The sequence below is a fragment of the Actinomadura sp. J1-007 genome, from assembly GCF_009793335.1.
In the GTDB taxonomy this organism is placed as follows: Bacteria; Actinomycetota; Actinomycetes; order Streptosporangiales; family Streptosporangiaceae; genus Spirillospora; species Spirillospora yumaensis.
The window spans coordinates 477,452-490,799 of record NZ_WING01000002.1 but is presented as its reverse complement, the minus strand read 5'-3'; the positions used below and the strand labels follow the sequence as shown (position 1 = coordinate 490,799).

Here is a 13,348-nt window from a genome sequence, read left to right as displayed (position 1 = left end):
AACGCGCGCGCAAAATTTCACCATCAACCGATCATTACCGGACGAACACTCTAGAGTCAGTGATCGTGGAGCCCCAGATCCCCCAGGCCGAGTCCGCCGCGGGCCATCCGCCGCTGGAGTCGCTCGCCGTCCAGTCCCTGATGAACCGCGACTACGAGTCCCGCCCGCGCTGTTCTACGAACGGCTGCGCGCCGAGTACGGGCCGGTGGCGCCGGTGGACGTGCTGGGCGTGCCGACCTGGCTGGTCATCGGCTACCCGCAGACCCTCGACATCCTGCGGGACGCGCGCGGGATCTGGAGCAAGCGGCTGGACTCGTGGCGGGCGCGCCGCGAGGGCCGGGTCCCGGCCGACTGGCCGCTGCTGCCCGCGTTCGAGGTCGACAACTCGGTGTTCCGCGACGGCGCCGAGCTGACCCGCCTGCGCGGCGCGTGGAGCGCCGGGCTGCGGCCGTTCCAGGACCGCACCCGCCCGCAGGCGCGGGCGCTGGAGCGGGCGGTGTCCTCGTACGCCGACGACCTCATCACGGTGCTGTCGGAGGGCGGCGGCCGGTCCGGCTGGGCGGACCTGTCGGCGCAGTACGGCCGGCCGCTGCCGCTCATGGTCGTCGGCCGCCTGCTCGGCTTCCGGCCCGAGCGCGGCGAGGAGCTGCTCATGGACATGTGGCGGCTGCTGGACGCCGGGCCGGACGCGGCGGAGGCGTCCGCGCGGCTGTTCGGCGCGGTCGCCGACGTGTGCGCCGCCAAGATGGTCGGCCCCGGCGACGACCTGCCCTCGTACATGCTCGCCGAGACCCCCGACCTCACCATCGACGAGCTGACCCGCGAGATGCTCATGGTGGTCGGGCTGATCGGCGACTACACCGGCACGCTGATCTGCAACACCGCCGCCGAGGTGATCATCGGGGAGAGCGGCGCGCGCGACAGCCTGTCGGCCGGGATGATCCACGAGGCGATCAACCGGGCGGCGATCTCCAGCCCGCCGATGTCGAACCTCACGTTCCGCTGGCCGAAGACCGACGTGCGGATCGGGCGGTTCACCCTCGCCGCGGGCGACCCGGTGATGCTGTCGCCCGCCGCGGCGCACACCGACCCGGCGTTCACCGGCAACATGGCGCCCGACTCGATCTACAGCTCCCGCGCGCACCTGGCGTGGGGCGCGGGCCCGCACGCGTGCCTCGGCCGCGACCTCGCCACCACCATCACGACGATCGCGGTGGAGAAGCTGTTCGAGCGGTTCTCCGAGCTGCGGCTCGCGCTGCCCGCCGACCAGCTCCCCTGGCGCTCGTCGCCGATGATGCGCGGGCTGCGGTCGCTGCCGGTCAACTACACCCTGGCGGGCGAGCCCCCCGAGGCGCCCGCCGCGCCCGCCGCCGCGCCCGAACGGCCCGCCCAGGGCGACGCGGGCGAGGACGGCGACTCGGGGACGATGTCGTTCGTGCGCAGGTTCCTGCGGGTCCTGCGCCGCTCCGACTCCTGACCGCGCCGTACGAACGGGCTTGAAGGGGAGGGCCGGGCCATGAAGCTCGACGGCAGGATCGCGACCATCACCGGCGGCACCCGCGGCATCGGCCGGGGCATCGCCGAGGCGTTCCTGAGGGAGGGCGCGACGGTCGTCCTCAACGGGCGCGACCCGGAGAAGGGCGCGCGGGCCCTGGCGGAGCTGGACGCGGGCGACCGCGCCTCGTTCGTCGCGGGCGACGTCACCAGCCGGGCCGACGTCGAACGGCTCGTCGCCGGCACCGTCGAGCGGCACGGCCGCATCGACGTCCTGGTCAACAACGCGGGCGGCGCCAGCGCGCCGGCGCCGCTCGCGGAGACCACCGACGAGGAGTGGGACCTCGTGATGCGGTGGAACCTGTACTCCACGTTCTGGGCCACCCGCGCCGCGCTCCCGCACATGACCGCGCGCGGCCACGGCCGGATCATCAACGTCTCGTCGGTGGAGGGCAAGCACGGCAAGCCCGTGCTCGCCCCGTACGTCGCGGCCAAGCACGCGGTCAACGGGCTGACCAAGGCCGTCGCGCGCGAGGTCGGCGAGGCGGGCGTCACCGTCAACGCGATCTGCCCCGGGCTCGTCGTCACCGACATCATCCGCGAGACCGGGCCGGTCGCCGCCGAGGGCATGGGCCTGACGTTCGACGGGCTGATCGACCTGTACGCCCGGGAGTCGTCCATCAAGCGGCCCAACACGACGGCGGAGGTCGCCGAGGTGGCCGTCCTCCTCGCGTCCGACGCGGGCGCCGGGATCACCGGGACCGCGATCAGCGTGGACGGCGGCACCGCCGCGTACTGAACGCCGCCCCGGACCGGCCGGGCGTCAGGCGAGGGCGGCGGCCTCCTCCCTGATCCGCTGCCAGGTCTTGCGGACGTGCTCGGCGGTCGTCGCCGGGGCGCCGATCGCCACGCGGAGCAGGACGCGGCCGTTGACCTTGGTGTGGCTGAGGTACAGGTCGCCCGAGGCGTTCAGCCGGTCCATCAGCCTCAGCGTCGCCGCGTCCGCCTCGCCGTCCGGGAGGCCGTCCCAGCGCGGGCGGAAGCAGACCAGGCCGAACGGGTGGTGCTCCAGCAGCTCGAACGCCTCGTCGCCGCGCACCCAGGAGGCCAGCTCGTCCGCGAGGCGCACGCCGGTGCGGACGTGCTCGCGCAGCCCCTCCGCGCCGTACCAGCGGATCACCGACCACAGCTTCAGCGCCCGGAACCGGCGGCCGAGCGAGATCTGCCAGTCGCGGTAGTCGACGACCTCGCCGGACTCCGACGCCCGGTTGCGCAGGTACTCCGGCAGGATCGACAGCGCGCCGACGAGCGGCGCCCGGTCGGCGACCCACAGCACGTTGCAGTCGAAGTTGGTGAGCAGCCACTTGTGCGGGTTGGTCGCGTACGAGTCGGCGTGCCCGTCGAGGCCGTCGTTGATCCAGCGCAGCTCGGGGCAGACGGCGGCGACGCCCGCGTACGCCGCGTCCACGTGCAGCCAGACGCCGTGCCGGCCGCACACCTCGCCGATCGCGGCCACCGGGTCCACGGCGGTGGTGGAGGTGGTGCCGACCGTCGCGCACACCAGCACCGGCAGCGCCCCGGCCGCGGCGTCCTCGGCGATCATCGCGTCGAGCCGGGCCGGGTCCATCGCGAGCGTCGCCGGGTCCACGTCCACGATCCGCACGTTGGCCGCGCCGATCCCGGCGATCCGGGCGGCCTTCTCCAGCGACGAGTGGGTCTGCGAGCTGACGTAGAGGGTGTGCCGCCGCGCGATGCCGTCGCGTCCGGCGGCGCCGCCGTCGGCGCGGTGCAGCGCGGCGAGGATCGCGACGAGCGCGGCGGAGGACGCCGAGTCCTGGATCACCCCGCCGCCCGCCCCCGCGGCGCGGAACGCGGCGGGCAGGCCGAGCAGCTCGGCGAGCCAGTCGGTCACCCGCGTCTCCAGCTCGGTGCAGGCCGGGCTGGTCGCCCACAGCATCCCCTGGACGCCGAGCCCCGCCGAGAGCAGGTCGCCGAGGATCGCGGGCCCGGACGCGTTGGCCGGGAAGTAGGCGTAGAAGCCGGGATGCTGCCAGTGCGTGATCCCCGGCATGATCACCCGGTCCAGGTCGGCGAGGACGGCCTCGAAGCCCTCGCCGCGCTCGGGCGGGTGCTCGGGCAGCGCCTCCAGCACCTCGCCGGGGCGCGCCCGGGACAGCACGGGGTACGACTCGATCCGCTCCTGGTAGTCGGCGATCCAGTCGACGACCTGCCTGCCGTACCGGCGGAACTCGTCCGGTGTCATGTGCCCGCTCATCCGCATATCAGATCACATGGCCCCAAACGAGTTCTCCCCGTCAGGGCTCCCTGAATCCGACCAGCTCGACCGTCCACACGCCCTGCATCGCCTCCGCCACGGTGAGCTGCGCCAGGAGCGCCGGACGCCCGTCCTGAACGGTCCGCAGCGGCACGTCCACGTGGTACGCGCGCTCGTAGTCGTCGCCCGTCTCCAGCTCGACCGGCTCCACGACCGCCAGCTCCTCCGGCGGCGGCGCGGCCAGGCCGCCGTGCGCGGAGACCGCCTCGGCCATCATCGGCGCGGTGAGGCGGCGCCCCTCGGTGAGCGTCTCCAGCTCCTCGTAGGCGCCGGACGCCAGCAGCGCGGCCACCGTCCGGAGGACGTCCACCGCCTCCTCAGGCAACATGCGACCCCTCTCCCGTTCCAGAAACCGCACCCCGGCGGTAGGGAACAGCGCCCGCGGGCCCGGAGCCGCCCTCGCAGGGCGACGCCGACCACCTTAGAAGGCCCGCAGGCGTCAGACCCCCTCCCCGGCTCGGACGGGACACCATAGGCCCCGTCCGGCAAGGCCCGCCTGCACCCACCTGCTGTTTAGCCTCACCCGCGAGGGAATGATCTCGCCTGTGAAGAACGAGGCGTGGACGGTGGGCCTGCCCAGGTTCGGGCGCGGCTCCGAGCCGTCCGGCCCGCCCGACCTCGCCGGGCTCGCGGTCGCGGTCGCGGACCGGCTGGAAGCGGTGGACCTCCCCGAGGTCCGCCTGCTCGGCTCGTCGTTCGGCTGCCGGGTCGCCACCGAGACGGCCGTGCGGCGGCCCGGACGGGTGCGGTCGCCGGTGCTGTCGGGGCCGACGTGAGACCCGCTGTCGCGGTCCGCCCTGCGGATGGCCGGCACTGGCCGAGCGGCCGGGGATCAGCTGGACCGCATGAACCCGCGACGAACGAAGAAGGGGAACACCATGCCTGACAAGAGCGACAAGCACGGACCGAGGCTGGACGACGAGATGGAGCACGAGACCGAGGGCTCGTGCGGGGCGGCCACGCCACCCACGCCGAGGAGTGGAACGAGACCGAGCCCGCGTCCGCCGGAACCCCGTGGGACCCGACCGCTCCGCAGGACCCGACCGTGCCGTCCAGCTCCCGGCAGGAGGGCTCGCCCCGGGATGAGCGCGGCGGACGTCGAGGAGCGCAGCGCCCTCGCCCGGCTGCTCGCGGGCGTCAGCTACCCCGCGACGCCCGCGACGCTGGTCGAGCACGTCGCCGGCGCGGCCGACACGCCCGACGGGGCCGTGGCCGCGCTGGAGACCCTGCCCGACCGCGAGTACGAGAACGTCGCCGACGTCGCCGAGGAGCTCGGCTACGGGCGGGAGGACCGCCGCTTCTGACCGCGCCGCCCTCCGGCCGCGCCGCCTCCGGCGCTCCGCCTCACGGCCTCCGCTCGGGGCGGGGTGGTCGGCGGGCGCGCCGCACCAGTGCGCCAGCGCGTCGCGGATGGCGACGGCGCGCAGGTCGGGCGCCGTCTCGTCGGTCGCCCAGGCGATGTAGCCGTCGGGGCGGACGAGCGCGGTCGTGTTGGTCGCCCCTCCGGCGACGGCGCAGCGCACCCGGCCGGCCCAGCGCTTGGTCGCCAGGTACGTCACGGCCGGGTCGTTCGCGGCGACGACCAGGACGAACCGCCCGTCGCGCAGCGCCTCGTACAGCCGGGCCGCTCCCCGGCGAGCCGCACGTCGGGGGCGCGGCGGCCGGTGAGGGGGTGGGCGCCGCGCGGGCGGGGTAGGCGATGTCGATGCCGGACACGGCGCCGGCGAGGCGGCGCGCGACGGGCGGCACGCGCGTCGCCGCCCGCACGGCCGCGCCGCGCAGGGCGCGCGGCAGCGGCCGTTCGGTGAGCACGGCGCGCAGCAGCGCGCCGCTGCCCCGCACGACCATGCGGCCGACGGGGTGGCGCTCGGAGTGGTAGGTGTCGAGGAGGCCGGGCGGCGCCCAGCCGCGCAGGTCCGCGGCCAGTTTCCAGCCGAGGTTGGCGGCGTCCTGGAGGCCGGTGTTCATGCCCTGGCCGCCCGCCGGGGAGTGGACGTGCGCGGCGTCGCCCGCGAGGAACGCCCGCCCGGCGCGGTAGCGCGGCACCTGCCGCTCGTCGCTGTGGAACCGCGAGGTCCAGCGCGGGTCGCGCATTCCGTGGTCGGTGCCGAGCGCCCGCCGGGTCACCTCGCGCAGCTCGTCCATGTCGACGGGCTCGGAGTCGGCGGCCTGGTGCCGCCGGTTCCAGGCGATCACCCGGTACCAGCCGTCGCCGAACGGCGCGAGGAAGGCGAACGCGTCGCCGGTCGCGCCGACCGTGAGCGTCTCGGCGGGGGCCTCCGCGAGCCGCACGTCGGCGAGCATCACCGACCGGACGGCCGCGTGCCCCGGGAACGGCAGCCCGAGCCGTTCGCGCACCGTGCTGCGCACCCCGTCGGCGCCGACGAGGTACGCGGCGCGGCGGGTGCGCGGCGCGCCGTCCCCCGTGCGCACCTCGACGTCCACGCCGTCGGCGTCCTGGCTCACGCCGACCGCCTCGGCGCCGCGAACGATCTCCGCGCCCGCGGCCAGCGCCCGCTCCTCCAGCAGGCGCTCGGTCTCGTACTGCGGCGTGACCAGCACGTACGGGAAGCGGCCGGGCAGCCGCGACAGGTCGAGCCGGGCGTCGCCGAACAGCCGCAGCGCGCCGACCCGCTCCCCGGTGCGGACGAGGTCGGCGGCGACGCCGCGCGCGTCCAGCTCCTCCAGCGTGCGGGCGTGCACGGCGAACGCGCGGGTGAGGCCCTGCCGCTCGGCGCGCCGTTCGAGCAGCGTGCAGCGCACCCCCGCCGTGGCGAGGTCGCCGGCGAGCAGCAGGCCGGTCGGCCCCGCTCCCACGATCAGTACGTCCGCGTCGGGTGCCATGCCGTTCCCCTCTCGATCTCCGGATCGGGCCGTGCTCCCCCGCCCCCTTTTCTCCCCGCCGATCGGGACACCTACCACCGGATCGGGCGAAAGGGGCGGGTCGCCGCGCCGCCCGCTCCCCGGGCGCGAGCGGGGCCGGTCAGCGGGCCCGCCCCTCGCGGCCCGCCCGCTCCCGCGCGCGCAGCTCGAACTTCTGGATCTTCCCGGTGGACGTCTTCGGCAGCTCGGCGAGGAAGTCGACGCGGTCGGGCGCCTTGAAGTGCGCGAGCCGCTCTCGGACGTGCCCGATCAGCTCGGCCTCGGTCGCGTCGCGCCCCGGCCGCAGCACGACGAACGCCTTCGGCCGCTCGCCCCACCGGTCGTCGGGCACCGCGACGACCGCGGCCTCCAGGACGGCGGGGTGCGAGTCGAGCGCGCGCTCGACCTCGACCGTGGAGATGTTCTCGCCGCCGGAGATGATGATGTCCTTGGACCGGTCGCGCAGCTCGACGTAGCCGTCCGGGTGGCGGACGCCGAGGTCGCCGGAGTGGAACCAGCCGCCCCGGAACGCCTCGGCGGTCGCGGCCTCGTCGCGGTGGTAGCCCTTCATCACGTTGTTGCCGCGCATCACGATCTCGCCGAGCGTCTCGCCGTCGGCGGGCACGTCGCGCATCGCGCCGTCCACCACGCGCAGCCCGTCGGTCTGCACCATGCCGACGCCCTGCCGGGCGAGCAGCCGCGACCGCTCGGCGGCGTCCAGGCCCGGCCAGCCCGGCTGCGGCTCGCACACCGCGTACGGCCCGTAGGTCTCGGTCAGCCCGTACACGTGCACGATGCTGGCGCCGAGCCGTTCCATCTGGCCGATGATCGTGGGGCTGGGCGGCGCGCCGGCGGTGGTGACGGTCAGCGGGCGGTCGAGGGCGTGGGCCCGCTCGGCGTTCGCGATCGCCAGCAGGACGGTCGGGGCCCCGTTCAGGTGCGTGACGCCCTCCTCGTCGATCAGCCGCCAGACCTCGGCGGCGTCCACGGCGCGCAGGCACACCTGCGTGCCGCCGATCGCGGCGAGCGCCCACGGCGTGCACCAGCCGTTGCAGTGGAACATCGGCAGCGTCCACAGGTAGACGCTGTCCGGCGAGTGCCGCGAGTGCAGCACCTCGCCGAGCGCGTTCAGGTACGCGCCGCGGTGGGTGTAGACCACGCCCTTCGGCCGCCCGGTCGTCCCGGACGTGTAGTTGATCGAGATGGCGGCGTTCTCGTCGGGGACGCTCCACGACAGCGGGTCGTCGGAGCCGAGGGCGAGCAGCTCGCCGTACGGGAGGCCGCCCACGGCGGGGTCGGGCTCGGCGCCAGAGGCGGGGTCGGTGACCGTGACGATCCGTTCGAGGGAGGCCGGGCCGCCCTCCAGGGGCGCGACGGACGGGTGCAAGGTGGCGTCCACGACGAGGACCTTCGCGCCGGAGTGGTCGAGGATGTGGCCGACCTCGGCGGGCGCGAGCCGGGTGTTGATCGCGACGAGGACGGCCCCGGCGAGCGGCACGCCGAAGTGCGCGACGAGCAGTTCGGGGACGTTCGGCGCGAAGTAGGCGACGCGGTCGCCCGGCCCGACCCGAGCGCACGCAGGCCGCGCGCGAGGCGGGTGGCGTGCGCGGCGAACTCGGCGTACGTGGCGTGCCGGTCCCCGTACGCGATCGCGGTCTTGCCCGGAAACACCTGGGCCGACCTCTCCAGGAACGCCAGCGGCGTCAGGGGCGTGTACCCCGCGCCGCCCTCCCCCGCACCGCCGGTGACTGCCGGGACGTCGTCCATCGGGGCCTCCGCTGCCCTCGGCTACGTGGTGACCTGCGCCCCAAGGATCCCACGCCCCCGCCGCCGATCCCCCCGGGCCCGTTCCCCCCGGGACGGATCACAGGGGGTACGCGCCGAAGCAGCGGCGCAGGGCGCGGTGCCACGGGTTCGCGGGCGTCCCCGGGTACAGGACGGCCACGGCGAGGCAGTACTTGCTGAGGCTCAGCGGGCGGATGCCGAGGCCGCGCAGGACCCGGTCCACGGGCGCGTCCGCCGCCGCCGACTTCGACTCCAGCAGGACGAGCCCGTCCACGGCGGCGATGCCGGGCCCGTCGCCGGCGGAGCAGACGAGGCCGACGTCGCAGGTGAAGCGGCCCGTCCCCGACCGCTGGACGAGCGTCGTGCGCCGGTACGCCGTCGTCGCGGACTCGCGGAGGCCGTCCGGGGCGTTCATCCGGTACGCCGACAGCAGCGCGTCCGCGAGGAAGGCGCGCGCGTCCGGCGTCAGCTCCCGGCCGCGGGACGGGTCGTACGGCATCCGGCGCTTGTCGGTGGAGTCGCGCGCGCCGGCCAGCTTCACCTCGAACAGGCACCCGCCGCCGTCGAGGTAGCCGCGCGTGCGGATCTTGTACCGGCGGCGGCGGCCCTGCCGGTGCTGCCGGTAGGTGAGCAGGTCCGGCGTGTCGAAGTAGGTGGAGGCGTAGCGGAAGCTCCGCAGGCCGCCGATCTCCAGCGCCGCGTACGCGCCGTCCAGCCGCGCGACGGCCTCGGGGAACGCGGCGGCAGGGACGAGGTACTTGCGGTCCAGCCGCACCTGGAGCTCGGCCCGTTCCAGCACCTCGCCGAGGCCGACCGGGGCGAGCCCGCCCACGGCGTCCGCGACGGCCCGCGCGGCGGCGGGCGCGGCGGCGGGCGCGGCGGCGGGCTCAGGCTGGGGCGCGGGCTGGGGCTTGGGCTGGGGCTTGGGCTGGGGCGCGGGCGCGGTCATCGCGTCAGCCCGGCGCGGCGCGCGAACGGGGCGTCCGGTCGCGGTTCCGGGTCCGGGTCGCGGAGGCGGTAGCGGACGTCCACCACGGTCACGTCGCGCACGTAGTCGACCTCCGTGACCAGGTGGCGCAGGACGGTCCCGCCGAGCCTGGCCTCCAGGTCGGCGCGGAGCGCGCCCTCGTCGCGGTGCACGACGTCGAGGGTGACCACGCCGCGGCGGGCGCGCGCGGCGAGCCCCGGATGGTCCGCCGCGTACGTGACGGCCAGCAGGACGGCGTCGAGCGTCGCCGCGAGCGCCGGGGTCTCGGCGGCCAGGCCGTTGACCAGGCCGAGGCCGAGCGCGACGAAGTAGTAGCCGACCTCCTCCTGGGTGAGCGCGCTGGACCGCAGCCGGATGATCGACAGCACCCCGAACAGCCCGAACCCGACCGCCAGGCCCGCCCGCTGCGCGAGCAGCAGCGACACGACCGCGAACACGCCGACGTTGACGGCGGCGTACGCCATCCGCAGGTCGTGCCGCCGGTGCCGGCGGTAGTAGATCACGTGGGCCAGCACGGCGATCGCGGCCAGGTCGGCGGCCAGCCCGTACAGGATGCTCGCGCGCAAGGGTCCTCCTCGTTCCGCGGCGGTGCTCCGGCGTCTCGGGACGAGCCTCGCGGGCGGCGGTGAGGCGGCGGTGAGGCACGGATGAGAGGGCTCTCATCCGGCGCTTCAGGCTCTCTTCAGGAAGGCGGCCCCATAGTGGGCGGATGCCACAGCGCACGGTGCTCATCGGTCTCGGCGGCACGGTCCTGCTCGCGGCGGGCGCGGCGGCGGGCCTCGCGCAGGCGCGGCCGGGCGGGCCGCCCGACCTCGGCGGCGTGGTCCGGGTGACGCCGCCGCAGCGCGCCGTCGCCCCGTCCCGCACGGCCGCGCCCGACGCGGTGCGGGCCGTCACGCCGCCGCGCCCGCCGGGCGGCGGCGCGGCCGACGATCCCCGCGACGCGGACGACGAACCCGGCGATGACGCCGACGACGGATGAGCGCGTGCGCGCCCCCCGGCGCCGCGCGACGGCGCGGGCGCGGATCGTCGGCTGGATGCTGCTGCTCACCGGGCTCGCGCTCGCGGGGTCGGTCGCGGTGACGTGGGCGGTGCTGTCGGCGCGGCTGGACGATCAGGTCGGCGGCGAGCTCGGGCACGAGGCGGCGAAGTTCCGCGACCACGCGCGGCGCGGCGTCGACCCGGCGACCGGCCGGCCGGTGCGCGGCGTGGACGACGTGCTGACCGGGCACCTCGGGCAGAACCTCCCCGACCGGGCCGAGACGTTCTTCTCGGTGGTGGACGGGCGGGCCGACCGCCGCAGCCCGCACCGGCCGCCCGCGCGGCTCGACCGCGACGCCGCGCTCGTGGCCCGCGCCGCCCGCGCCACCGCGCCCGAGCAGGGCTGGACGGACAGCGCCGCGGGCCGCGTCCGCTACGCCGTCCTGCCGGTGCGGGTCGCGGGCGATCCGCGGCGCGGGGCGCTGGTCGTGGCCGAGTTCCGCGACCTCGAACGCGGCGGGGTGACGCGCGCGACGCGGGTGCTGGCGGTGTCGTCCGCCGGAGCGCTCGCGGCGGCCGGGCTCGCGGGCTGGCTGATCGCCGGGCGGGTGCTCGCGCCGATCCGGCTCGTCCGCCACGCCGCCGAACGGATCGGCGCCTCCGACCTCACCCGCCGGCTGGAGGTGCGCGGCAACGACGACGTGGCGGCCCTCGCCCGCACGTTCAACACGATGCTGGACCGGCTGGAGTCGGCGTTCGCGGCGCAGCGCCGGTTCGCCGACGACGCGGGCCACGAGCTGCGCACGCCGATCACCGTGATCCGCGGGCATCTGGAGCTGATGGACGACGACCCGGCCTCGGCCGCCGAGACCCGCCGCCTGCTCATCGGCGAGCTGGACCGGATGGGACGGATCGTCGGCGACCTGCTCGTCCTCGCCCGCGCCGACCGGCCCGACTTCCTCGCGCCCGGCGCGGTGGACCTCGCCGACCTCACCGTGGAGACCGTCGCGAAGTCGCGCGGCCTCGGCCCGCGCCGGTGGCGGGTCGCCGAGACCGCCGAGGTCCGCGTCGCGGCCGACGGCCAGCGGCTCACGCAGGCGCTGATGCAGCTCACCGCGAACGCCGTCCGGCACACCGGCGCGGACGACACGATCGAGGTCGGCTCGGCGGTCCGCGGCGCGCGGGTCCTGCTGTGGGTCCGCGACACCGGCCCCGGCGTCGCCGAGGAGGACGCCGAGCGGATCTTCGACCGCTTCGCGCGCGCCGCGCCGTCCGGCGGCCCCCGCGCGGCGGACGCGCCGGACGGCGCCGGGCTCGGCCTCGCCATCGTCGCGTCGATCGCCCGCGCGCACGGCGGGCGCGCCTACGTGAGCGCGCCGCCGGACGGCGGGGCCCGCTTCGTCCTCGACCTGCCCCTGACCCCGCTGGAGGCCCTCCCATGACGCGCATCCTCATCGCCGAGGACGAGCCGCGCATCACCGCGTTCCTGGAGAAGGGCCTGCGCGCCGCCGGGTACGCCACGGCGGTCGCGGCCGACGGCGACGCCGCGTACGAACGGGCCCGGGGCGGCTCGTACGACCTGGTGCTGCTCGACATCGGGCTGCCGGGCAGCGACGGGTTCACCGTGCTGCGGCGGCTGCGCGAGGAGCGCGTCACGGTCCCGGTCGTGGTCCTCACCGCCCGCGACGGCGTCGCCGACACCGTCGCGGGGCTGGAGGGCGGCGCGGACGACTACCTCGCCAAGCCGTTCGCGTTCGAGGAGCTGCTCGCCCGCGTCCGGCTGCGGCTGCGGCCCGGCGGGGCACCCGAGCCGACCGTGCTGCGCGCCGGCGATCTGGCCCTGGACCTGCGCACCCGCCGCGCGCGCGTCCCCGGCCGGACCGTCGAGCTGACGTCGCGGGAGTTCGCGCTGGCCGAGGCGTTCTGCCGGCACCCGGACCAGGTGCTGACCCGCGAGCAGCTCCTCGGCCACGTGTGGGGCCTGGACTTCGACCCCGGCTCCAACGTCGTGGACGTCTACGTCCGCTACCTGCGCCGCAAGCTCGGCGCGGACCGCTTCGAGACGGTGCGCGGCGCCGGCTACCGGCTGCGCTGCTGACCGTTCCGCTTCCCGTCAGGAGCCGGACGCGCCGCGCGGGGTCTCCAGCCCGAGGTGGATGCGGTAGCGGTCGGCCCGGTACGTCGTCAGGGCGACCTCGACGACCACGCCCCGGCTGAACGTGCGCTGCCGCATGAAGAACACCGCGTCGCCGGCCCCGATCTCCAGCAGCCGCGCCTCCTCCTCGCCCGCCGGGCCCGCGTCGATGGTCTGCTCCCCCGCGTCCATGACGATCCCGTACTCCCGTTCCAGCGTCTCGTACAGCGGCGCGTTCGGCGGGCGCCGGTCCAGCAGGTCGGGCGCCGGGGAGGCCAGGATGTGCGAGCGCTCGACGGCCATGGGCTCGCCGTCGGCGAGCCGCAGCCGCTCCAGCACGTGCACCCGGACGCCGCGGTCGGCCGCGAACAGCGCGGCCAGCCGCCCGTCCGCCTCGACCGTGCGCGCGGCGAGGTCGAGCGACCCCGGCCGCAGCCCCCGCGCGCGCATGTCCTCGGTGAACGACACCAGCTCCTTCGGCATCTGCACCTTCGGCCGGGCGACGAACGTGCCCTTGCCGGGGATGCGCCGGAGCCGGTCCTCGGCCACGAGCTGGTCGACGGCCTGCCGGACGGTCATCCGCGACACGCCGAACCGCCTGCACAGCTCCCGCTCGGACGGGACGGGGGCGTCCACCGGCAGCCGGTTCTGCTCGATCATGCCGAGCAGGATCGCCCGCAACTGGAGGTACTTGGGCAGGGGCCCGGAGGGATCGATCACCCCCCATACATATCCGATTCCCCCGCGTGTCCTCCGGCCCCCGCGAAAG

General features: G+C 75.9%; 13 protein-coding genes and 3 pseudogenes. 7 read left to right on the top strand and 9 right to left on the bottom strand.

Annotation, left to right across the window (positions count from 1 at the left end):
• Positions 1-214: 214 nt before the first annotated feature.
• Positions 215-1,477, top strand: a complete 1,263-nt coding sequence (locus GEV43_RS36225) for a cytochrome P450 (RefSeq protein WP_309240118.1) — start codon at positions 215-217, stop codon at positions 1,475-1,477.
• Positions 1,478-1,516: 39 nt separating this feature from the next.
• Positions 1,517-2,293 (top strand): SDR family NAD(P)-dependent oxidoreductase, encoded by a 777-nt coding sequence (locus GEV43_RS36220; protein WP_160825270.1) that lies wholly within the window; start codon positions 1,517-1,519, stop codon positions 2,291-2,293.
• Positions 2,294-2,317: 24 nt separating this feature from the next.
• On the opposite strand, the gene GEV43_RS36215 is transcribed toward GEV43_RS36220, so the two are convergent.
• Positions 2,318-3,769 carry a pyridoxal-dependent decarboxylase gene (locus GEV43_RS36215; protein WP_241684165.1) on the bottom strand — a complete coding sequence of 484 codons (1,452 nt, stop codon included), beginning with the start codon at positions 3,767-3,769 and terminating at the stop codon, positions 2,318-2,320.
• Between the two features lie 40 nt (positions 3,770-3,809).
• A complete protein-coding gene (locus GEV43_RS36210) occupies positions 3,810-4,157 on the bottom strand; it encodes a hypothetical protein (protein ID WP_160825269.1) in 348 nt (115 codons plus the stop codon).
• Between the two features lie 205 nt (positions 4,158-4,362).
• Here GEV43_RS36210 and GEV43_RS47075 point away from each other — a divergent pair, with 205 nt between their 5' ends.
• Together GEV43_RS47075 and GEV43_RS52040 are read left to right on the top strand one after the other, a co-directional pair.
• Positions 4,363-4,605: an alpha/beta fold hydrolase gene (locus tag GEV43_RS47075; RefSeq protein ID WP_164717253.1), complete on the top strand. Its 243-nt coding sequence runs from the start codon at positions 4,363-4,365 to the stop codon at positions 4,603-4,605.
• 306 nt (positions 4,606-4,911) lie between these two features.
• Positions 4,912-5,133 (top strand): DUF2795 domain-containing protein, encoded by a 222-nt coding sequence (locus tag GEV43_RS52040; RefSeq protein ID WP_241684164.1) that lies wholly within the window; start codon positions 4,912-4,914, stop codon positions 5,131-5,133.
• Between the two features lie 132 nt (positions 5,134-5,265).
• Here GEV43_RS52040 and GEV43_RS56645 read toward each other — a convergent pair.
• The 6 genes and pseudogenes from GEV43_RS56645 to GEV43_RS36185 form a co-directional block, all read right to left on the bottom strand.
• Positions 5,266-5,415: pseudogene (locus tag GEV43_RS56645) on the bottom strand (FAD-dependent oxidoreductase); the annotation flags it as partial.
• Positions 5,416-5,722: 307 nt separating this feature from the next.
• Positions 5,723-6,673: pseudogene (locus tag GEV43_RS56640) on the bottom strand (FAD-dependent monooxygenase); the annotation flags it as partial.
• Positions 6,674-6,812: 139 nt separating this feature from the next.
• Positions 6,813-7,262: a hypothetical protein gene (locus tag GEV43_RS56635; protein ID WP_375539137.1), complete on the bottom strand. Its 450-nt coding sequence runs from the start codon at positions 7,260-7,262 to the stop codon at positions 6,813-6,815.
• A gap of 45 nt (positions 7,263-7,307) precedes the next feature.
• Positions 7,308-8,458, bottom strand: a pseudogene (locus GEV43_RS56630) (AMP-binding protein); the annotation flags it as partial.
• A gap of 97 nt (positions 8,459-8,555) precedes the next feature.
• Positions 8,556-9,425, bottom strand: a complete 870-nt coding sequence (locus GEV43_RS36190) for a polyphosphate polymerase domain-containing protein (RefSeq protein WP_160825268.1) — start codon at positions 9,423-9,425, stop codon at positions 8,556-8,558.
• Positions 9,422-10,030 (bottom strand): DUF4956 domain-containing protein, encoded by a 609-nt coding sequence (locus GEV43_RS36185; protein ID WP_160825267.1) that lies wholly within the window; start codon positions 10,028-10,030, stop codon positions 9,422-9,424. The genes GEV43_RS36190 and GEV43_RS36185 overlap by 4 nt, the downstream gene beginning before the upstream one ends.
• A gap of 143 nt (positions 10,031-10,173) precedes the next feature.
• Here GEV43_RS36185 and GEV43_RS36180 point away from each other — a divergent pair, with 143 nt between their 5' ends.
• The 3 genes from GEV43_RS36180 to GEV43_RS36170 are packed head-to-tail and all read left to right on the top strand — an operon-like array spanning position 10,174 to position 12,543.
• The gene (locus GEV43_RS36180; protein WP_160825266.1) at positions 10,174-10,446 is read left to right on the top strand and encodes a hypothetical protein; all 273 of its coding nucleotides are present in this window, start codon (positions 10,174-10,176) and stop codon (positions 10,444-10,446) included.
• 4 nt (positions 10,447-10,450) lie between these two features.
• Positions 10,451-11,887 carry a HAMP domain-containing sensor histidine kinase gene (locus GEV43_RS36175; RefSeq protein WP_309240117.1) on the top strand — a complete coding sequence of 479 codons (1,437 nt, stop codon included), beginning with the start codon at positions 10,451-10,453 and terminating at the stop codon, positions 11,885-11,887.
• The gene (locus GEV43_RS36170; RefSeq protein WP_160825264.1) at positions 11,884-12,543 is read left to right on the top strand and encodes a response regulator transcription factor; all 660 of its coding nucleotides are present in this window, start codon (positions 11,884-11,886) and stop codon (positions 12,541-12,543) included. Before GEV43_RS36175 ends, GEV43_RS36170 begins: the two co-directional genes overlap by 4 nt.
• A 15-nt stretch (positions 12,544-12,558) precedes the next feature.
• On the opposite strand, the gene GEV43_RS36165 is transcribed toward GEV43_RS36170, so the two are convergent.
• Positions 12,559-13,299, bottom strand: coding sequence for a GntR family transcriptional regulator (locus GEV43_RS36165; protein ID WP_160825263.1), 741 nt, complete (start codon positions 13,297-13,299; stop codon positions 12,559-12,561).
• Positions 13,300-13,348 lie beyond the last annotated feature (49 nt).

Coding starts and splice junctions, on each gene's coding strand:
- GEV43_RS36220 (WP_160825270.1), top strand. CDS start 1,517: ATGAAGCTCGACGGCAGGATCGCGACCATCACCGGCGGCACCCGCGGC.
- GEV43_RS36215 (WP_241684165.1), bottom strand. CDS start 3,769: ATGAGCGGGCACATGACACCGGACGAGTTCCGCCGGTACGGCAGGCAG.
- GEV43_RS36210 (WP_160825269.1), bottom strand. CDS start 4,157: ATGTTGCCTGAGGAGGCGGTGGACGTCCTCCGGACGGTGGCCGCGCTG.
- GEV43_RS47075 (WP_164717253.1), top strand. CDS start 4,363: ATGATCTCGCCTGTGAAGAACGAGGCGTGGACGGTGGGCCTGCCCAGG.
- GEV43_RS52040 (WP_241684164.1), top strand. CDS start 4,912: ATGAGCGCGGCGGACGTCGAGGAGCGCAGCGCCCTCGCCCGGCTGCTC.
- GEV43_RS56635 (WP_375539137.1), bottom strand. CDS start 7,262: ATGAAGGGCTACCACCGCGACGAGGCCGCGACCGCCGAGGCGTTCCGG.
- GEV43_RS36190 (WP_160825268.1), bottom strand. CDS start 9,425: ATGACCGCGCCCGCGCCCCAGCCCAAGCCCCAGCCCAAGCCCCAGCCC.
- GEV43_RS36180 (WP_160825266.1), top strand. CDS start 10,174: ATGCCACAGCGCACGGTGCTCATCGGTCTCGGCGGCACGGTCCTGCTC.
- GEV43_RS36170 (WP_160825264.1), top strand. CDS start 11,884: ATGACGCGCATCCTCATCGCCGAGGACGAGCCGCGCATCACCGCGTTC.